Origin of the sequence: Rhodococcus spongiicola (assembly GCF_004011835.1) — a bacterium.
Lineage (GTDB): Bacteria > Actinomycetota > Actinomycetes > Mycobacteriales > Mycobacteriaceae > Prescottella > Prescottella spongiicola.
This window is the reverse complement of record NZ_RKLN01000006.1, coordinates 184,868-203,731: the sequence shown is the minus strand read 5'-3', so window position 1 is coordinate 203,731 and position 18,864 is coordinate 184,868. Positions and strand designations below refer to the sequence as shown.

Here is an 18,864-nt window from a genome sequence, read left to right as displayed (position 1 = left end):
CACCCGCCTTTCGAGTGGGCGCCGGTCAGCTGCCAGTGCTGCCCGTCGCACCACCACCGGCCAACGAACCCACGCCCGTCAGTGAGCCGGTGTCACTCGAACCGCCGCTCGCCGACGAACCCGCACCCGCCAACGAACCAGCGCCGAAGCACAACGACCCAGGGCACTTCTCGACCGCGATCACCGACACCTCGCCGTCGCCACCAATGGTGGCGTAGACACGCGACCCGTCCGGCCTCACCGCCACCCCACGCGGTCCATCGCCAACCGGAATGGTTTCGGCCGTCGTGTTTGTGAAGGTGTCGATCACCGACACGATGTCAGCGTTGACAACGGTGACGTAGACGCGGGAGCCATCGGGGGTCACCGCCACCCCGCTCGGAGTGCTCCCGACCGCAACGGTGTCGATCACCGTGTTCGTGAAGGTGTCGATCACCGACACCGTGCCGTCGATTCGGTTGGCGACGTAGACACGAAACCCGAACGGGGACACCGCCACTCCATCGGGATTGTTTCCGACCCCGATGGTGTCGACCACCGCATTGGCGAAAGTGTCGATCACCGACACCGTGCCGTCCATACGGTTGGTGACGTAGACACGAGACCCCAGCGGGTTCACCGCCACCCCTCGCGGTCCGTTCCCGACCGCAATGGTGTCGACCACCGCGTTCGTAGCGGTGTCGATCACCGACACCGTGCCGTCGGCACGGTCGGTGACGTAGACGCGGGACCCGAGCGGCGACACTGCCACCGCGACCGGGGTGATCCCGACAGCAACAGTGTCGACCGCGGTGTTCACGGCGGTGTCGATCACCGACACTGTGTTGTCGCTGGCGTTGGCGACATAGACACGGGACCCGGCCGGGTTCACTGCCAACCCTCGTGGGTTGTTCCCGACCCCAACTGTGGCGACCAACGCGTTCGTAGCGGTGTCGATCACCGACACAGTGCCGTCGCTGGAGTTCGCGACGTAGGCACGGGACCCTGACGGGGACACTGCCACCCCGTCGGGGGCGTTTCCGACCGGAATGGTGCCTATGACCGTGTCCGCTGTCGCGGCCGACGCCCCCACGCCGGCCAAACCCATAGCCATCGCGGAAGCAGTTGCCACCGCGACCATCAGACGCGTGGCGCGCTTCCCAACCGGGTAGCCTTGAAAATCACTGAGCCAATTCACATTTCTCTCCTACCGTAGAGGAACAGAACGGACAGGCCTTACAGTGCGACAACCGACGCCCGACCCGGACACCAGCCGAAAAGAGGCTAACAATCACAATCCCGGTACACCTGGGTATTCGGTACACCTGGGTATTCACCGAAGGCACACGCAGTCGCGAGCCTGCAACGGACGTGAGGCGCCGTCCAGATCTCGGACAGCGCGTGCCCTAGCCTTCACTCACATTTGACCGGTAGTCGGATCCGCTGACACCGCGTTCCGCAGCGCATCGGTAATCGCTGCCGGCGCACCGTCCACGGCCAGCACCGCAAGCGCGACGGCCACGAAGGTCAGAAACGGACCCAGGATTGCTCGCTCGAATCCACCTCCGGCACGGATCGCAAGAAACGAAGGCAGTTTCAACTCCCACCACCGTTCACCTCTGATCGGAACGAATGGCGCCAGGAATGGCACTCCCTCCTTGGTGATCATGTCGCCGAGACAATGCACAACACAGCCGAGCGCGACCGCGACGCCCAGTCCCGTCGAGCCCACCTTGTCCGGGAACCACTGCCAGGCCAGGATCGACAGGAACGCCGAGACCGCGGTGACGATTAACCACCCCTTGTCTCGCGCCCAGTCCCCGAACAGCCCACGCAGCGCCAGACCCAGCGTCACGAACAGCGTGGCGATGATGGCGGGGCGGCCGAGCTGCCCCACAAGTGCCGAGGTCATCGCACCGATCCCGACTGCGAACAACGCGGTGTGCGTGAACGTGCGGTGGCCGCCGCGCCGGTTGGAGTCCTTGCGACCCTTGGTCACCCGGTACACACCCCTGGACAGCGCGCCGATACCCGAGGCCAGCATCTTGGAGACCGGGCCGTACGAGCGGGCGACCGTGGACTGCGTGGTGTCGAGGTCCGGGAGCAGCGCGGCCCCCGCGCACACCCCCGCGAATGCGAACGCTTCGGCAGTCGAGGTGGGGCCACCCCAGTCCTTCGGCAGCACGTCTGCGACGGCAAGACCGACGGCGGCACCGGACATTGCATGGGTAGCACCCATTACCATGGGGGACAGCACCTTTCGAGGACCAACAAGCACACCATGAATACGCGAGTGATCCGATGCTTCGATCTCGGACCCCCGCCAGACGGTAGCAACGGCCCCTGACACGCTATCTGAGCGGTCGGTTCCGACCGAACCCTGACCTGGATCGACGCCTTCGGAAACCGCCTGAAGGTGTTGTGGATCAGGGTTTGCGAGTCATTTCACGCACGCTCCGGCATCGACGGAGAAGGTGACCCCGGTGACGTACCGCGCCTCATCACTGCCGAGGAACAACACCGCATTGCTGATGTCGATCGGATCGACCCACGGTGTGGGCAGCGCGTGTTGCGCGATCACCGCTGGCATCGCCGTATCCACGGTGGGCTCGGATTCTCCGGGCGAGAACACCGAGTACGTGCCCGGATTCTGGAACATCGCGGTGTCGACACTGCCGGGATGGATGGTGTTGACCCGAATGCGGTGCGGCCCCAGTTCGTTGGCCATGGTCCGCATCAGACCGACTATTGCGTGTTTGGCGGCCACATAGTGCCCCATCATCTGCAGCCCTTTCAGCCCGCCGGTCGAACTGGTGAACAGGATGGCCCCACCGCGTCCGGCGTCGATCATGCTCGGGATCGCGACCTTGGCCGTGTTGTACACACCGGTCAGATTGACATCGATCACGTCCCGCCATTCTTCCGAGGTGAGCTCCCACGACCGTCCGAAGGTGATGATGCCGGCATTGGCGACGACGATGTCGACGTGGCCGAACTGCTCGATACCCGTATCGAAGGCCTTCTGGAGACCGGCGAGGTCACGCACATCGGCCTTGACGGCCACGATCCGCCTGCCGAGCGCCTCCACCTGCGCGACGGTCTCCTGCAGATCCTGATCGGTGGCCAGGGAGTAGTGCGCGACCGTCTCGATGTTCTCGCAGATGTCGACCGCGATGATGTCTGCACCCTCCTCCGCCAGCCGTACCGCGTGACTGCGCCCCTGCCCCCGCGCGGCACCGGTAATGAATGCGACCTTGCCCTCTACACGACCTGACATGTTCGGAAACCTCCTGACGGTGTTGTGTGGATCAGGGTTTGCGAGTCACTTCACGCACAGCCCGGCATCGACGGGGAAGGTGACCCCGGTGATGTACCGCGCCTCGTCACTGCCGAGGAACACCACGGCACTGCTGATGTCGATCGGATCGACCCACGGGATGGGCAGCGTGTTGCACGACAAGAACCCCGGAATCGCACTGTCCCGGGACGGCTCGGATTCACCGGGCGACATCCTCCCGTACATGCCCGAATTATGGATCATCGCGGTGTCGACACTGCCGGGATGGATGGAGTTCACCCGAATGTTGTACGGCCCCAGCTCGTTGGCCATGGTCCGCATCAGACCGACGACTCCGTGCTTGGCGGCCACGTAGTGCGCCATCGTCCGCAACCCCTTCAGCCCGGCGGTCGAACTGGTGAACAGGATGGACCCACCGCGTCCGATATCGATCATGCTCGGGATCGCGACCTTGGCCGTGTTGTACACGCCGGTCAGATCGACGTCGATCATGTCCTGCCACTGCTGCGCGGTGAGCTCCCACGAGCGTCCGAAGGAGATGATGCCGGCGTTGGCGACGACGATGTCGACGTGGCCGAACTGCTCGATGCCCGTATCGAAGGCCTTCTGGAGACCGGCGAGGTCGCGCACATCGGCCTTGACGGCCACGACTCGCCGGCCGAGCGCCTCCACCTGCGCGACGGTCTCCTGCAGATCCTGATCGGTGGCCAGAGAGTAATGCGTGACCGTGTCGATGTTCCCGCAGATGTCGACCGCAATGACGTCTGCACCCTCCTCCGCCAGCCGTACCGCGTGACTGCGCCCCTGCCCCCGCGCGGCACCGGTAACGAACGCGATCTTGCCCTCTACACGACCTGACATGTTCGCAAGACCTCCTGGCGGTGTTGTGTGGATCAGGGTTTGCGAGTCACTTCACGCCCAGCCCGGCGTCGACGGGGAAGGTGACCCCGGTGACGTACCGCGCCTCGTCACTGCCGAGGAACAGCACGGCATTACTGATGTCGGTCGGGTCGGCCCACGGGATGGGCAGCGTGTTGTACGACATGAACCCCGGAATAGCCGTGTCCTCGGACGGCTCGGATTCATTGGGCGACATCTTCGCGTACATGCCCGGATTTTGGATCATCAAGGTGTCGGTACTACCGGGATGGATCGTGTTCACCCGAATGCAGTACGGCCCCAGTTCGTTGGCCATGGTCCGCATCAGACCGACTATCGCGTGTTTGGCGGCCGCATAGTGCCCGGCTCCTGGCATCCCCTTGAGCCCGGCGGTCGAACTGGTGAACAGGATGGACCCACCGCGTCCGATATCGATCATGCTCGGGATCGCGACCTTGGCCGTGTTGTACACGCCGGTCAGATTGACGTCGATCATGTCCTGCCACTGCTGCGCGGTGAGCTCCCACGAGCGTCCGAAGGAGATGATGCCGGCGTTGGCGACGACGATGTCGACGTGGCCGAACTGCTCGATGCCCGTATCGAAGGCCTTCTGGAGACCGGCGAGGTCGCGCACATCGGCCTTGACGGCCACGACTCGCCGGCCGAGCGCCTCCACCTGCGCGACGGTCTCCTGCAGCTCCTGATCGGTAGCAAGAGGATAGAACGGCGTAACCGTTTCGATGTTCTCGCAGATGTCGACCGCGATGACGTGCGCACCCTCCTCCGCGAGCCGTAGTGCGTGACTGCGCCCCTGCCCCCGCGCGGCACCGGTAACGAACGCGACCTTGCCCTCTACACGACCTGACATGTTCAGAAAACCTCCTGAAGATGTTGTGGATCAGTGGGAAGCAGCGCCGCGCGCCGAGCGGGGGCCCACGTTGTCATCCACCCCCAGAACGGGTTTGCGGGTCATTTCACCAACGCTCCGGCATCGACGGGGAAGGTGACCCCGGTGACGTACCGCGTTTCGTCACTGCCGAGGAACAGCACGGCATTACTGATGTCGGTCGGGTCGACCCACGGCACGGGCAGCGTGTTGAGCGACATGAACCCCGGCATCGCCGTGTCCTCGGACGGCTCGGATTCGCTGGACATTGTCGCGTACATGTCCGGATTCCGGATCATGCAGGTGTCGACACAGGTGGGGTGGATGGTGTTCACCCGAATGTTGTACGGCCCCAGCTCGTTGGCCATGGTCCGCATCAGGCCGACTATTGCGTGTTTGGCGGCCACGTAGTGCCCGGACCCCTGGATCCCCTTGAACCCTGCGGTCGAACTGGTGAACAGGATGGACCCACCCCGTCCGGCGTCGATCATGCTCGGGATCGCGACCTTGGCCGTGTTGTACACACCGGTCAGATCGACGTCGATCACGTCCTGCCACTGCTGCGCGGTGAGCTCCCACGACCGCCCGTAGGTGATGATGCCTGCGTTGGCGACGACGATGTCGACGCGGCCGAACTGCTCGATCCCCGCATCGAAGGCCTTCTGGAGACTGGCGAGGTCGCGCACATCGGCCTTGACGGCCACGATCCGCCTGCCGAGCGCCTCCACCTGCGCGACGGTCTCCTGAAACTCCTGATCGGTGGCCAGGGAGTACGACGTGACCGTGTCGATGTTCTCGCAGATGTCGACCGCAATGATGTCCGCTCCCTCCTCCGCCAACCGCACTGCGTGACTACGCCCCTGCCCCCGCGCGGCACCGGTAATGAACGCGACCTTGCCCTCCACACGACCTGACATGTTCGCAAAACCTCCTGAAGATGTTGTGTGGGCCAGGGCTTGCGAGTCACTTCACACACGCTCCAGCATCGACGGGGAAGGTGACCCCGGTGACGTACCGCGTCTCGTCACTGCCGAGGAACAGCACGGCATTGCTGACATCGGCCGGGTCGACCCACGGCACGGGCAGCGTGTTGAGCGACATGAACCCCGGCATCGCCGTGTCCTCAGACGGCTCGGATTCGCCGGCCGAGAAGATCGAGTACGCGCCCGGATTGTGGATCATGAGGGTGTCGACGTTGGTGGGGTGGATGGTGTTCACCCGAATGTTGTACGGCCCCAGCTCGTTGGCCATGGTTCGCATCAGACCGACAATTGCGTGTTTGGCGGCTACGTAGTGCCCTGCCCCTTGCAACCCTTTCAGCCCGGCCATCGAACTGGTGAACAGGATGGACCCACCCCGTCCGGCGTCGATCATGCTCGGGATCGCGACCTTGGCCGTGTTGTACACACCGGTCAGATCGACGTCGATCACGTCCTGCCACTGCTGCGCGGTGAGCTCCCACGACCGCCCGTAGGTGATGATGCCTGCGTTGGCGACGACGATGTCGACGCGGCCGAACTGCTCGATCCCCGCATCGAAGGCCTTCTGGAGACTGGCGAGGTCGCGCACATCGGCCTTGACGGCCACGATCCGCCTGCCGAGCGCCTCCACCTGCGCGACGGTCTCCTGAAACTCCTGATCGGTGGCCAGGGAGTACGACGTGACCGTGTCGATGTTCTCGCAGATGTCGACCGCAATGATGTCCGCTCCCTCCTCCGCCAACCGCACTGCGTGACTACGCCCCTGCCCCCGCGCGGCACCGGTAATGAATGCGACCTTGCCCTCTACACGACCTGACATGTTCGCAAAACCTCCTGAAGGTGTTGTGCGGATCAGAGTGGAAGCACGGCGCGCACCCAGCAGAGATCCTCGTTGTCGTCCACCCCCAGAACGAGCGTGCCGGTTATTTCATGCACGCTCCGGCATCGACGGGGAAGGTGACCCCGGTGACGTACCGCGCCTCGTCACTGCCGAGGAACAGCACGGCAATGCTGATATCGGTCGGCTCGGCCCACGGCACGGGCAACATGCTGTGCGACATCAACCCCGGCATCGCCGTGGCCATGGTGGGCTCGGACCCGTGGCGGAGAAGTCTGGAGCATGGGGATGTCGTGCCGTCCGGTCATCAAACGCTGAAGCGAACCGGCGTCGAGGTTCTGATCCGAGAGTTTCGACAGAGCGTGAGACCAATTGGCGTCGTCGGTATGAGCACCATGTTCTACGTCATCCTCGCCACGATCCGAACGTCGAAGCCCCAACTCACGACAATAGCAACGGATTTTGGGGCGTCAACGTGCGTAGAGGACCTCACTTAATTGTTCGCCACGGCTGAAGCCGGGAGCTTCAGCTCGGACTGCACCTCGAGAACCTGTCCGCGACCATTCACTGTTCTTGCCCGCGTCGGTGAGGAGCTTCGATAGCCTCCCGAAGGTCGGCCTGTTCCCCGACTTCTGTTGGTGGACGGCTTCGTTTCACAAGAACCGGCAACGGTGCCATTCGTCGAGCAGTGCGCGCTCGGCTTGCACGCCGGGGCGCAGCCGATACGGGTAGCGCACCACCTCTGTATCCGCGACTGTATCCACGACCGGAAATCCAACCGACACCAGAGACTCGAGAAGGAGTAGCCAGTGCCGAACGCAGCACCCGACCGCCCTTACCTCCCCACGGCTGAAGCCGGGGGCTTCTCGGGCGGCGTTCGATGACGGCCACGACCGCCTCCACATCCGCGGCCGCCCGACTGAGCTCCGCGACGATTCGCGGCTACGCCCTGGGGTCGGTCGGTACCGGTGGCTTCGCGACCCTGCCCGGCTTGGTGCTGGCCTACTACCTCACCGACACCCTCGGTGTCGCGGCCGCAGCGGCGACCGTCGTGGTGTTCCTCCCCAAGGTCCTGGACGTGGTGCTCAATCCCCTGATCGGGTCGTGGAGCGACGCATCGGCCCATAGGACCGGCAGCCGACGGCGGTTCCTCGTGGTCGGCGCGGCCTTGCTGCCGATCTTCTTCGCCCTCACCTTCGCCGTGCCCGACGGCCTCGGTACCGCGGCGGGCGCGGTGTGGGTGGCGGTCGCGTTCATCGCCTCCGCGATGGCGTTCAGCTTCTTCCAGGTGCCGTACATCGCGCTGCCGGCCGAACTGACCCACGACTACCACGAGCGGTCCCGCCTGATGGCTTGGCGCGTGGCAGTCCTCGGGGTCGCGATCCTGCTGTTCGGTGCGGGCGGACCCGAACTGCGTGAACTCGGCGGTGGCGGACGTTGGGGCTATCTCGTGATGGGCGTCGTCGCGGGGATCGTCCTCGGCCTCGGTATGTTCGCGGCCTCACGGGTTGCGCCCTCCCGTCCGGCGAGCACGGCCGTCGTCGGTGGGGGCGTGCCGTTCGCGGCTTCTCTGCGCGTCGTCCGGTCCAGCGGCCCTTTCCGGGTGTTGTTGGGCGCGTTCGCACTCCAGGCGCTCGCGACGGGGACGATGCTCGCCGGAGCACAGTACGTCGCAACGTATGTGCTCGGCGATGAGCGGTCGGTGTCGATCCTGTTCGCGGCGCTGGTCGGGCCGGCGGTCGCGGTGATGCCGCTGTGGTCCAAGAGCGTTCGGGCTTGGGGCAAGCGCCGGGCGTACCTGCTGGCATCGACGCTCTTCCTCGCCGCGGCCGTCGCGCTGCTGGGCCTGATGACCGGCGGCGGGTGGTGGGTGTACGCGGTGGTGGCCCTGGCCGGTGTCGGATATGCCGGCATGCAGATGCTGCCGATGTCGATGCTGCCGGACGTCATCAGTGATCACGAGCGCTCCGAGTCCGGCACCGCCCGCGCCGGGGCGTTCAGCGGGGTGTGGACGGCTGTCGAAACCGTCGGTCTCGCTCTCGGTCCCGCCCTGGTGCTCGCGATACTTGCCGTCACCGGGTTCGTCTCCTCCACCGGCGATGAAGACGTGGTCCAGTCCGATACCGCCCTCGACGGTATCGTCCTCGCCTTCTCTGTGGCCCCCGCGATCCTCACCGCCCTCAGCATCGTCGTACTCCTGCGCTACCGACTCGCCGCCGAGGACGCTCACGCACAGAACGGAAACCACCGATGAAGTTCGAGCTCGATCCCACCGAAATCCTCTCCCGCCTGGACGGGCTGCGCGCATCGGATGCCCCGACGTCGGGCGGCCGGCTGCTGTCGTACGTCTACGACTCCGGCATTGCCGAACTGTCCGACCTAGCGGGTTCTGCCGCACTCCGGGCGCAACCACTGAACGGGTTGGATCCCACCACTTTTCCGTCGATTGCGGCGATGGAGCGCGATCTTGTGGCACTCGGTCGCGACGTGCTCGCCGGCGGCGACCCGGACGTTATCGGCAGCGTCACCAGTGGCGGCACCGAAAGTTGCATGCTCGCCGTGAAATCCGCGCGCGACACCTGGCGAGCCCGTACCGGTGCCGAGCACCGCCCGACACTGCTGATCGGGTCGACCGCCCATGCCGCGTTCCACAAAGCGGCGTACCACCTCGATCTACGCCTGAAAGTGCTGCCGGTCGATCCCATCACCGCGCGGCTGCGCCCGGACGACGTCGCCGCGGACCTGTCCCCCGACGTCGCGCTCGTGGTCGCGAGCGCCCCGTCGTATCCGCACGGCGCGCTCGACCCGATCGCCGAGATCGCGGCCGTTTGTGCGGCACGCGAGGTCGCGTTGCACGTCGACGGCTGCATCGGCGGCTGGGTGCTGCCGTGGTGGCCGGACTCGGAGAACCGTCGTTGGGATCTGACGGTGCCGGGGGTGTCGAGCCTGTCCGTGGACCTGCACAAGTACGGCTACGCCCCCAAGGGCGTCTCGCTGCTGCTCTTTCGCGACCGTGACCGGCACCGAACGCACTGGTTCGCGACCACCCGCTGGCCCGGCTACGCGGTGGTCAACCCCACCCTGCTCGGATCCCGCAGCGCGATGCCGATCGCGGCCGGCTGGGCGGTTGCACAGGCGTTGGGCCAGAAAGGTTTCCGGGACTTGGTGGCTCCGATGGTTCGCGCGACGGGCAGGATCCGAGAGGCGTTCGACCGGATCGAGGGGCTGAGGGTTGTCGGCGACCCGGTCGGCCCCCTGCTGGCCGTTGCTGCGGACGAGCAGGTGCCCGCCGAACGCCGCGTGGATCCGCACCGCTGGTCCGACGCCGCCGGGGACGACGGTTGGGCGTTGCAGCCGCAGCCGCGCCACGTCCAGTCCGACGGAACAGTGCTGCCCCGCACTACCCATTTGACGATCACACCGGTCACCGAGGCCGTCGTCGACGACCTGGTGGCCTCGTTGACCAAGGCTGCCGACCGCACCCGCGGCGTCGCCGGCGCGAGCGCACCGACCGAGTTCGTCGCAGCAGCGGCAAACATCGACCCCGCGAATCTCACCAGTGAGATCAGCGCGGGTGTCCTCGCCCTGGCGGGGCTCGACCCCAAGGTCGGGCTCGACGGGCCAAAGGCCGACATCCTCGCACTGGTCGAGGAGCTGCCGGCCCCGGTCGCCGAACGGCTGCTGATCGAGTTCCTCGCGCGTTTCCTCGAGCCCTGAACCCGACCAACTCGCGTCGAACGTCGGCTCGGATGTTCGCAACGTCCGGATCGTCACCTCATCGGCTGTTCAGTCGAGACACCCGTCAGCCGACACCCGTCGCCTTCTCCCGTGCCGAGGGCGCATGATGGAAAGAGGCGTCCACTACCGGGGAGGCGGTGATGCGGTGATGGACACTTTGCTTCTGTGGGTGGCAGCGACTCTCGTCTACTGGTGGGGTCTGCTTCCCTGACGATCAATGAAAGACCGGGGACCCGTCCGGACACGATCCGCAGCGGGCCCTCAGTGGTTGGTTGACTACTTCAACCCAGTGCGCGCATCTTCCTGACTTCTTACCGAGTTCGGCGTCCATGTTCCTCCAGCCCATGTTCCTCCAGCCCATGTTCCTCCGGTAGGAAGTTCTCCGGGTTGCGGTTGAGCGTCCACTGGCGTCCGGCGTAGCCGTCACGGCGCCGATTGGCACACACTGGCCATGTGGCACAGACGGGCACCGGACGCCCGTGCCCGTGGCTCCCCCGACCCCGAAAGTGCAGGACCATGCCCCGTACCTACCTTGTCACCGGTAGCGCCTCCGGGGTCGGTGCCGCGGCCGCCGAACTGCTGGTCAATCAGAGCGCTCACGTGATCGGCGCCGACCTGCGCGACGCCGACATCACCGCCGACCTCGGCGCCGGGCAGGGCCGGGCCGCGCTCGTCGCGCAGGCGCGTGAACACAGCGGCGGACACCTCGACGGCGTCGTTGCGTGCGCCGGTGTAGCGCTGTTCGATCCCCTCACGATCAAGGTCAACTATTTCGGCACCGTGGCCACTCTGGAGGGCCTGCGTTCGCTACTCGCGGCCGGCACGGATCCGCGTGCCGTGGTGATCTCGGCGGCCGCGTCACTGCACCCGGCGGATCCGGCGATCGTCGACGCCGCGCTCGACGGCGACGAGGACGCGGCCGTGGAGGCGGCCCGCACGGCAGTGACGCAGGGCGACGGCGCTCAGGTGTATTCGTCTTCGAGAGCGGCGATCGCACGTTGGGTCCACCGCACCGCCGTCACACCCGAGTGGGCGGGCGCCGGTATCCGGCTGAATGCGATCGCTCCCGGAATGCTGGTAGCGCCGATGATCGACGCCCTGCTGGATACCGAGGTGGGACGAAAAGCGATCGACGACTGCATCCCGTCGGCACTGCGCGGCCGTGTCCGGCCCGAGCAGGTCGCGCCCCTGTTGGCGTGGCTCATCTCCCCCGAGAACTCCCACGTGACCGGCCGCGTCATCGCGGTCGACGACGGCGCCGACGTGGCCGAGCGCGACAGCCGGTAGGCCGGCGAGTCACTCTGCCACGACGCGGTATCCGAGCATCATGTCGTGGTCCTCGTGGTCGAGCATGTGGCAGTGCCACACGTAGCCCTGCAGCGGAGGGGGCAGCGCCGGTGGTGATGGCGCGGCCGCGCCGGCGGCGAAGGTCGCGTCCGGGTCGAAGCCCAGCTGGTCTGCGGTCGGGAACACCACGACGATCCTGGTGACGGTCCCCGGATTCGTCACGACGGTGTCCTTCGGCCCGGCTTCCCACGGTTCCGGCGGCACCACCGGGGACGTGACGAACTCGTCGACCGGCGGCGCCCACCTGGTACCGACAGGTGGGGGCGGATGCCGCCGTGTGTAGCTGGGCACATCGATCGTCTGGCGCCCGAGGATTCGAAAGTTGACCAGGTGCAGGTGGATCGGATGGGGCTCGGGCGTGATGTTGACGATGTTCCACTGCTCGACGGTGCCCTGCCGCGGCATCTCGATGTCGGTGTCCCCGAACAACAGGTTGTTCAGTGACATGAGTACCCCACCGGTGGACGGGTCGGGCAACTGCATCACGCTGACGGTCCGCTGCACCTGGGGTGTCGCGATGGGCGCGAGATCGGCGGGACGGCCGCGTCCACCGCGGAGGATCTCCGGCACCGTACCCGAGACGCCGCGGCCACCGGCCGCCCGGAATCGGCAGAACAGCGGCATCGCCCCCGCCCCACGCTGCAACGCTCCCAGCGGCGGCGGCTCGTCGTTGCGCAACTCCACCGTCGAACCCGGTTCGAGCGCACCGAAATCGACCAATAGATCGACACGTTCGCCGGGAGCCAGCCTTACCCGCGTGGCCGGAACCGGTGCCGGCAGCATTCCACTCTCCATTCCCAGGATCCAGAACCGCATCCCATTGCCGAAGAACAGATTCCACACGCTGAACGACGCGGCGTTGAGCACGCGCAGGCGGTACATTCCCCTAGCCACCTCGAGATCCGGCCAGATCTTGCCGTTCACCACCCCGACGTCACCAGGCGTTCCCGCGTCCCACCGTCCCTGGGGCACGAGCGGGGTCGCCCGGATGCTCTGGTGCCCGTTCGCGGTGAAGCGCTTCTCCTGCAGCACGAGCGACACCTCGAACTCGCCCGACGGCAATCCCCACGGGTTCGCGGCTGTGCCCGTGTCGAATTCGTCGCGCAACAGATACAGGCCGGCGAGTCCGGCGTAGACGTTGAGGCGGGTGATCCCCATCGCGTGATCGTGGTACCAGAACTGGGTGGCCTCGTGGACGTTCGGGTACCGGTGTACATGCCCCTGCCCGGGGCGCTGCAGGAAGGCCGGGTGTCCGTCGTGCTCCGGCGGTGTCACCGCACCATGCAGATGCATCGACGTCGGCACCGCTGTCCGGTCCTGTTCGGTGACGCCGTGCAGGGAGGTGTCGAAGTCGCCCGCGAGGGGGTGCACTCCGATCTCGTTGCGGTACGCGACGGTCAGTGGGTCGCCGCTGTGCGCCTCGATCGTCGGGCCGAGATAGTCCATGCCGCCGTACGCCAAGGTCGGCGAGGGATCCAGGTCCCGGTGAAACCGGTGCACGGTGCTGGCGGCGCGTAGCTCGAGTTCCGATCCGGTGATCACAGGCAAGAGGGGTAGCTCATCCACGAACGGCTCCAGTCTCGGTGACGCGAAGAGCAGCGGGCTCGAGGGGTCGATACTGCCGAAGTCGCCGAGGTCCTGTGCACCCACTGTGGCCGACTTCGCGGCACCGAGCCCTACCGCCCCGGCGGTCCACGCGAGTCCGCGATTGAAGGTGCGCCTCGAGATCCCTCCGCTCATGTCACTCGTACTCCCTGTGGTCGACCTGGGCACGCGCGCACACGACGCTACGCTGTAACTGCTTGCTGCCCTGGCGCTTTGGAGGAATCTATCCGGATGTGCCGGGAGGTTCCGGGTGAGCCGGACGAATCGTCATCGTCGGTCGATGTGCCACCAGCAGCCACACCGGGATCATCGCGACGGCCAGCGCGGGTAGCAGCGCGACCGAACCGACCACGGCCGCCGGGAGGAAGAGGCCGAGCCAGCCACTGCGGGCCGCGACCGTGACGGCTCCGAGCACGGCCGATGCGACCGCAACGGGCCCGGGGAGTGCAGGCACCACGGCATGCGCGAACACGCCGACTTGAACGCCGATGACGGCGGCGGAGACGACACGTCCTCCGCGGAATCCGCTCGCCGCCGCTACCGCGTAGGCCGCCAAGCTGCACCCACCCAGCAACATCAACCGCGCCACGCTAGTGCCTGACGCCTCGGTGACGGCGGACTCCATGGCCTCGACGTCCTTGAACATGGTTTGTGGGCCGCCCAGGGCACCGAGCACTCCCAACACGACACCACCGATCCCGGTCATGAGGACAGGATTGTTGATCCGGTGGAAGATCCCGTGCAGCCACCGGTACACGTAGACCACACCGAGCAGCAACACGGCCGTTCCGGTCGCCACGACGGCGGCGCCGAGCACGTCACCGATCGACGGCCACGAGTGCCGAGGAACATCGACCGACAACGTGCGGCGGACCAGGACCTGCATCACGAGCGTGCCGACACCCGCCGCAACGAAGGGCGCGAAGAGTGCGTCCCACACATTTCCGCGCACGGGACGCCCGGTGAGTTCGTGGTACACGAGCGGAGCGGCCACAGGCGTCCCGAACTGGACCCCGATGGTCGCTGCAGTGGACAGAGCGATGATCCTTTCGGACGCCAGATCCGGCCGCACGCGTGCGAAGATCCACAGCGCCAGCGCCGAGTTCGCTGAGATCAGGACATTCTCCGGGCTCAGACTGACGCCGGCGCCGAGCGCGAGAATGAGCACGAGCAGCAGGCTTGGCAACGCCCGGAGGGGCGGCGGCGGCCCAATCAAACCCGCGGTCGCGGAGTCGCGGCCACCATGACCCGGCACCAACCACACCACCGTCCCGACCGCGATCCCGCTGACCGTGAGCACGCCGAAGATCCATGCTCGAGAGTCGGGTGCGAACCCGAGTGCCTCCGGTACTCGGACGTACAGCACATCGGTGACGCCACGCACCGTGAGGAAAACGAAGAGGGGAACCACCGCGCAACCGAGACCGAGGACCAGCGCGAGGGCGGCGTCGCGCGCGATCACTCGCGTCGGCGGATGTTCGATACCGTCCAACGGTGCCTCCGGCGTTGTCGACGGCGCGGCGTGTGCGCACTGACACCGTACTGCCCCGGATCGACCCGGACGAGCGCATCCGAACCGCCCACCGGACAGGCCTGCCCGATCTACCCAGTCACACCGGACACCAAAACGGGCCAGCTGGTTCTGTATGAACAGAAGTTCCCGATTTAGTCACAGCTGAACCATCGACCAGTAAACGTCGTTACTGTAACGTGACCCGATGTCCGACCATTCCATTTCGCCCGGGTTCGCTTGGTGAAGCTCGACTGACCAGCGTCGATGGCGGACACGTGATCTTCGTCTCGCACCTGCAAACAACCGGATCACTTTCCGGTGGTTCTTGATTGAAAGGGGATGCATGTGAAGTTACGTAAACGGAAGGCCCTTACTCGCGTGGTAGGTGGTGCCGCGACCGTCGCCTTGGCGGCGCTCGCGGCACCAAGTCTCGCGTCCGCCCAAACTATCCCGCTTGAAGCTCCTAACGTCACGACCTCCGTGCAGGAGACCGTGCTGACGGCCACCGTCGCCAACCCGAACACCGATCCCACCGCCACCTGCGGCGCCTTCGCACTCGAGAGCGCCAAGCTGCCCGACTTCCAGGCCGACCCGACCAAGATCGACGAGCCCGGATTCCTGACCTGGCGCACCGACGCAGCCGAGCGCGTAGCCGCCGGAGCCGAGGGCACCTTCACCGTCGACCTCGCCGCCGGTGAGTACGCCGTTGTCGGCGAATGCGTTTCGGACGGCAACCCGACCCTGTTCGGCACCGAGCAACTGGTCACCAGCTCCCACACCCTCGAAGCCCCGACCCTCACCACCGCCGTCGAGAACACCGTGCTGACGGCCACCGTCGCCAACACCAACGTCGACCCGACCGCCACCTGCGGCATCATCGTCCTCGAGAGCGCCAAGCTGCCCGACTTCCAGGCCGACCCGACCAAGATCGACGAGCCCGGATTCCTGACCTTCCGGACCGACGCAGCCGAGCGCGTGGCCGCCGGAGCCGAGGGCACCTTCACCGTCGACCTCGCCGCCGGTGAGTACGCCGTTGTCGGCGAATGCGTTTCGGACGGCAACCCGACCCTGTTCGGCACCGAGCAACTGGTCACCAGCTCCCACACCCTCGAAGCCCCGACCCTCACCACCGCCGTCGAGAACACCGTGCTGACGGCCACCGTCGCCAACACCAACGTCGACCCGACCGCCACCTGCGGCATCATCGTCCTCGAGAGCGCCAAGCTGCCCGACTTCCAGGCCGACCCGACCAAGATCGACGAGCCCGGATTCCTGACCTTCCGGACCGACGCAGCCGAGCGCGTGGCCGCCGGAGCCGAGGGCACCTTCACCGTCGACCTCGCCGCCGGTGAGTACGCCGTTGTCGGCGAATGCGTTTCGGACGGCAACCCGACCCTGTTCGGCACCGAGGAACTGGTCACGGCGACCAACGCATTGGCAGGCCCGACCGTCACGACCGGCGTCGAGGCCGGCACCTTGACCATCACCATCGTGAACCAGAACATCGATCCCTCCAGCACTTGCAGCGTATTCGTTCTCGAAAACGCCAAGATCACCCAACTCATGGACGATCCGACCAAGATCGACGAGGAGGGATTCCTGACCTGGCGGAGCCCCGAAACCGAACGAGTGGGCCCGGGAACCGCGAATGCCTACACCGTGGAGCTCGAAGACGGCCCATACATCGTCATGGGCGAGTGCATTTCGGATGCCAACCCGACCCCAGTGTTCGGCACGCAGCAACTGGTCACGGTCGGTGAAAACGCGCTCGGCAGCCTGGGCGACCTGGATCTCGGCGACCTGATTCCCGACAACCCGGATGACAACCCGAATCCCGACAACCCGGATCCCGGCGGCCCGGATCAGGATGCGCTCGCCGGCAGCGTCCAGAAGCTGGTGGACGCGATCGACGTCGACGTGATCGCCGAGTTGCTGGCCGACTTGCTGGGAGGCATGGGAGGCGAGTGATCGCAGGTCACGTAATCTGAACAGCTAACTTCCGACGCGGCGCCGACACCCACACGGGTGTCGGCGCCGCCCCGTTTGTGCCGCTTGTCAGGCGTCTCGATACGGTTCGGTCGACTACTGGTCAGTCGACGTCGAGGCGACGGAAGGCGATCACGGCTCCGCACGACAACACGACGGCGATGCCGATGAGGACTACGAACGAGGAGAAGGACACACCGTCGATGAGTTGGTTGTTGCCGACCGCGTAGTAGAACGGGGAGACGAGCCGTGCGGGACGGATCCAGCTCACGACGGGTGCCAGCGAGTTGACCAGGTACGCGGCTGCGGCCACCATCGCCGTGATGCCGAGCGCGGTCGCGCGACTGCCGGTGAGGGCGCCGATCAGCAGGGCTAGCGCTCCGAATCCGATGCCCAGCAACAGCACCGCGATCGTGACACCGATAAGCGCGCCCGTGTCGACCTGCAGATCGAATCCGCGCCCCGCGAACACGACGATGGCGGCCACCGCCGAGACCGGCACAGCCACGAGGCACATCGCGACGACCTTCTGGAGCGCGATCCGGTTCCGGGTCAGCGGCAGCGTCACGACCAAGCCGAGGGTGCCCTCCTCGTTCTGGCCTGCAATGCACCCCGCGCCGTAGCCGATGGTGATCAACAGGACGATCAATGGGAGGAAGTTCGCGTACAGATTCGCATTCAACCACCCTGAAGACGACGACAATGGCTCAGTAATGCCGAAAAGTGCTGCAAGAGTAGCATTTTCCGACGTGAATTGGTCGAGACCCGTCTCGTTCCGGAATGCCGGATACAGCGCGACGATGACGAAGGCGTAGACGCCTATACCCAGTGAGTACCCCACGAGCGAGCGGCGGCGCAGCAGGAGGTCGAGCCTGACGAGGCCAGCCGTCATCGGACACCTCCCGGGTCGGCGTCTCCGCGGTAGTAGCTGAGGAACAGTTCGTCGAGGTCTGCGCGTCGAGCCGTGATGTCCACTGCGCCCTCGTCGGCCGCCGTCCGTAGCAGTGGCGCAATCGGTCCCGTGACTGACAGGGTGATCTGCTCACCGTCGCGAGATCGCACCTGGACGCCGTCGAGACGGGCGAAAGCTTCCTGGGGAGCCTTGCGATCGAATCGGAGTGTGATCGAACGTGGCGAACTCTTGCGCAGAGAGTCGACGGTCGAGGTGACCACGACACGTCCCTCTCGCAGGATGCACACCCGCTCGACGAGTCTCTGGACCTCGTCGAGGTCGTGTGACGAGAGCAGAATCGTCCGCCCGTCGGCGACCGTTTCGCGCACTAGATCGGCGAACTCGTCCTGCATGAGCGGGTCGAGCCCACCCGTCGGCTCGTCGAGCACCAAGAGATCGGGTCGATGCATGAACGCCATCACGAGACCGATCTTCTGCCTGTTCCCCTTCGACAGCGCGTGTGCCGGCCTGTCGAGTTCGGCGCCGAAGCGGTCTACGAGTTCGTCCCGGTACCTTCGATCGGTCAACCCTCGAATACGGGCGAAGCGGTCGAGGAGCTGCGCACCGGTGAGCCTGGGATGCAACGCCAATTCCCCGGGCAGGTAGCCCACCCGCCGGAGAATACGCGACGCTTCACGACGAGGGTCGAGGCCGAAGACCCGCACCCGCCCCGACGTCGGACGATACAGGCCGAGCAGAATCCTGATCGTCGTGGACTTCCCGGCACCGTTCGGCCCGAGGAAGCCGAACACCTCACCCGCATCGATGTCGAAGTCGACATCGATGATTCCCCGCCGAGAGCCGAACCGTCGGGTGAGGTTCTCAACGCTGACGAGCGACGCCGCTGAGGAGGTCACTCTCGG

The 18,864-nt window shown here is 66.0% G+C and carries 15 protein-coding genes and 1 pseudogene; 4 read left to right on the top strand and 12 right to left on the bottom strand.

Translation table 11 applies throughout. The features are described 5' to 3' along the window. Positions 1-25: 25 nt before the first annotated feature. The 8 genes and pseudogenes from EF834_RS16495 to EF834_RS16460 form a co-directional block, all read right to left on the bottom strand. Positions 26-1,177 carry a YVTN family beta-propeller repeat protein gene (locus tag EF834_RS16495; protein WP_235871263.1) on the bottom strand — a complete coding sequence of 384 codons (1,152 nt, stop codon included), beginning with the start codon at positions 1,175-1,177 and terminating at the stop codon, positions 26-28. Between the two features lie 219 nt (positions 1,178-1,396). Continuing rightward, positions 1,397-2,224: a metal-dependent hydrolase gene (locus EF834_RS16490; protein ID WP_127948298.1), complete on the bottom strand. Its 828-nt coding sequence runs from the start codon at positions 2,222-2,224 to the stop codon at positions 1,397-1,399. 195 nt (positions 2,225-2,419) lie between these two features. Beyond that, positions 2,420-3,256 (bottom strand): mycofactocin-coupled SDR family oxidoreductase, encoded by an 837-nt coding sequence (locus tag EF834_RS16485; protein WP_127948297.1) that lies wholly within the window; start codon positions 3,254-3,256, stop codon positions 2,420-2,422. A 45-nt stretch (positions 3,257-3,301) separates the two neighbouring features. After that, on the bottom strand, positions 3,302-4,138 hold the full coding sequence (locus EF834_RS16480) for a mycofactocin-coupled SDR family oxidoreductase (protein WP_127948296.1): 837 nt from the start codon (positions 4,136-4,138) through the stop codon (positions 3,302-3,304). A gap of 46 nt (positions 4,139-4,184) precedes the next feature. Next, the gene (locus EF834_RS16475; RefSeq protein WP_127948295.1) at positions 4,185-5,024 is read right to left on the bottom strand and encodes a mycofactocin-coupled SDR family oxidoreductase; all 840 of its coding nucleotides are present in this window, start codon (positions 5,022-5,024) and stop codon (positions 4,185-4,187) included. A 101-nt stretch (positions 5,025-5,125) separates the two neighbouring features. After that, positions 5,126-5,959 carry a mycofactocin-coupled SDR family oxidoreductase gene (locus EF834_RS16470; RefSeq protein ID WP_127948294.1) on the bottom strand — a complete coding sequence of 278 codons (834 nt, stop codon included), beginning with the start codon at positions 5,957-5,959 and terminating at the stop codon, positions 5,126-5,128. 46 nt (positions 5,960-6,005) lie between these two features. After that, on the bottom strand, positions 6,006-6,842 hold the full coding sequence (locus EF834_RS16465; RefSeq protein WP_127948293.1) for a mycofactocin-coupled SDR family oxidoreductase: 837 nt from the start codon (positions 6,840-6,842) through the stop codon (positions 6,006-6,008). Positions 6,843-6,945: 103 nt separating this feature from the next. Then, positions 6,946-7,068 (bottom strand): annotated as a pseudogene (locus EF834_RS16460) (SDR family oxidoreductase); the annotation flags it as partial. A gap of 672 nt (positions 7,069-7,740) precedes the next feature. Here EF834_RS16460 and EF834_RS16450 point away from each other — a divergent pair. The 3 genes from EF834_RS16450 to EF834_RS16440 all read left to right on the top strand — a co-directional run bounded on the left by EF834_RS16450 (position 7,741) and on the right by EF834_RS16440 (position 11,885). Further along, the gene (locus EF834_RS16450; protein ID WP_127948291.1) at positions 7,741-9,114 is read left to right on the top strand and encodes an MFS transporter; all 1,374 of its coding nucleotides are present in this window, start codon (positions 7,741-7,743) and stop codon (positions 9,112-9,114) included. Next, positions 9,111-10,577, top strand: a complete 1,467-nt coding sequence (locus EF834_RS16445) for a pyridoxal phosphate-dependent decarboxylase family protein (protein WP_127948290.1) — start codon at positions 9,111-9,113, stop codon at positions 10,575-10,577. Before EF834_RS16450 ends, EF834_RS16445 begins: the two co-directional genes overlap by 4 nt. 537 nt (positions 10,578-11,114) lie before the next feature. After that, the gene (locus tag EF834_RS16440) at positions 11,115-11,885 is read left to right on the top strand and encodes an SDR family oxidoreductase (protein WP_127948289.1); all 771 of its coding nucleotides are present in this window, start codon (positions 11,115-11,117) and stop codon (positions 11,883-11,885) included. A gap of 9 nt (positions 11,886-11,894) precedes the next feature. Here the strand turns inward: EF834_RS16440 and EF834_RS16435 are convergent, their stop codons facing one another. Both EF834_RS16435 and EF834_RS16430 read right to left on the bottom strand, forming a co-directional pair. Next, positions 11,895-13,685: a multicopper oxidase family protein gene (locus tag EF834_RS16435; protein WP_127948288.1), complete on the bottom strand. Its 1,791-nt coding sequence runs from the start codon at positions 13,683-13,685 to the stop codon at positions 11,895-11,897. Between the two features lie 88 nt (positions 13,686-13,773). Then, positions 13,774-15,042 carry an ion channel protein gene (locus tag EF834_RS16430; RefSeq protein ID WP_235871262.1) on the bottom strand — a complete coding sequence of 423 codons (1,269 nt, stop codon included), beginning with the start codon at positions 15,040-15,042 and terminating at the stop codon, positions 13,774-13,776. 366 nt (positions 15,043-15,408) lie between these two features. Between EF834_RS16430 and EF834_RS16425 the strand changes: the two genes are divergently transcribed. Then, a complete protein-coding gene (locus tag EF834_RS16425) occupies positions 15,409-17,031 on the top strand; it encodes a hypothetical protein (protein WP_127948287.1) in 1,623 nt (540 codons plus the stop codon). A gap of 121 nt (positions 17,032-17,152) precedes the next feature. Here EF834_RS16425 and EF834_RS16420 read toward each other — a convergent pair whose 3' ends face one another. Both EF834_RS16420 and EF834_RS16415 read right to left on the bottom strand, forming a co-directional pair. Beyond that, entirely contained in the window at positions 17,153-17,941 is a 789-nt protein-coding gene (locus EF834_RS16420; protein ID WP_127948286.1) for an ABC transporter permease, read from the bottom strand. Continuing rightward, complete coding sequence (locus EF834_RS16415; protein WP_164874162.1) at positions 17,938-18,858, bottom strand: ABC transporter ATP-binding protein; 921 nt, start codon at positions 18,856-18,858, stop codon at positions 17,938-17,940. Before EF834_RS16415 ends, EF834_RS16420 begins: the two co-directional genes overlap by 4 nt. Between the last annotated feature and the right edge of the window lie 6 nt (positions 18,859-18,864).

Bases quoted from the DNA above. Each gene is read 5' to 3' on its own strand.
- EF834_RS16490 (WP_127948298.1), bottom strand. From the start codon at position 2,224: ATGGTAATGGGTGCTACCCATGCAATGTCCGGTGCCGCCGTCGGTCTT.
- EF834_RS16485 (WP_127948297.1), bottom strand. From the start codon at position 3,256: ATGTCAGGTCGTGTAGAGGGCAAGGTCGCATTCATTACCGGTGCCGCG.
- EF834_RS16480 (WP_127948296.1), bottom strand. From the start codon at position 4,138: ATGTCAGGTCGTGTAGAGGGCAAGATCGCGTTCGTTACCGGTGCCGCG.
- EF834_RS16475 (WP_127948295.1), bottom strand. From the start codon at position 5,024: ATGTCAGGTCGTGTAGAGGGCAAGGTCGCGTTCGTTACCGGTGCCGCG.
- EF834_RS16470 (WP_127948294.1), bottom strand. From the start codon at position 5,959: ATGTCAGGTCGTGTGGAGGGCAAGGTCGCGTTCATTACCGGTGCCGCG.
- EF834_RS16465 (WP_127948293.1), bottom strand. From the start codon at position 6,842: ATGTCAGGTCGTGTAGAGGGCAAGGTCGCATTCATTACCGGTGCCGCG.
- EF834_RS16450 (WP_127948291.1), top strand. From the start codon at position 7,741: ATGACGGCCACGACCGCCTCCACATCCGCGGCCGCCCGACTGAGCTCC.
- EF834_RS16445 (WP_127948290.1), top strand. From the start codon at position 9,111: ATGAAGTTCGAGCTCGATCCCACCGAAATCCTCTCCCGCCTGGACGGG.
- EF834_RS16440 (WP_127948289.1), top strand. From the start codon at position 11,115: ATGCCCCGTACCTACCTTGTCACCGGTAGCGCCTCCGGGGTCGGTGCC.
- EF834_RS16435 (WP_127948288.1), bottom strand. From the start codon at position 13,685: ATGAGCGGAGGGATCTCGAGGCGCACCTTCAATCGCGGACTCGCGTGG.
- EF834_RS16420 (WP_127948286.1), bottom strand. From the start codon at position 17,941: ATGACGGCTGGCCTCGTCAGGCTCGACCTCCTGCTGCGCCGCCGCTCG.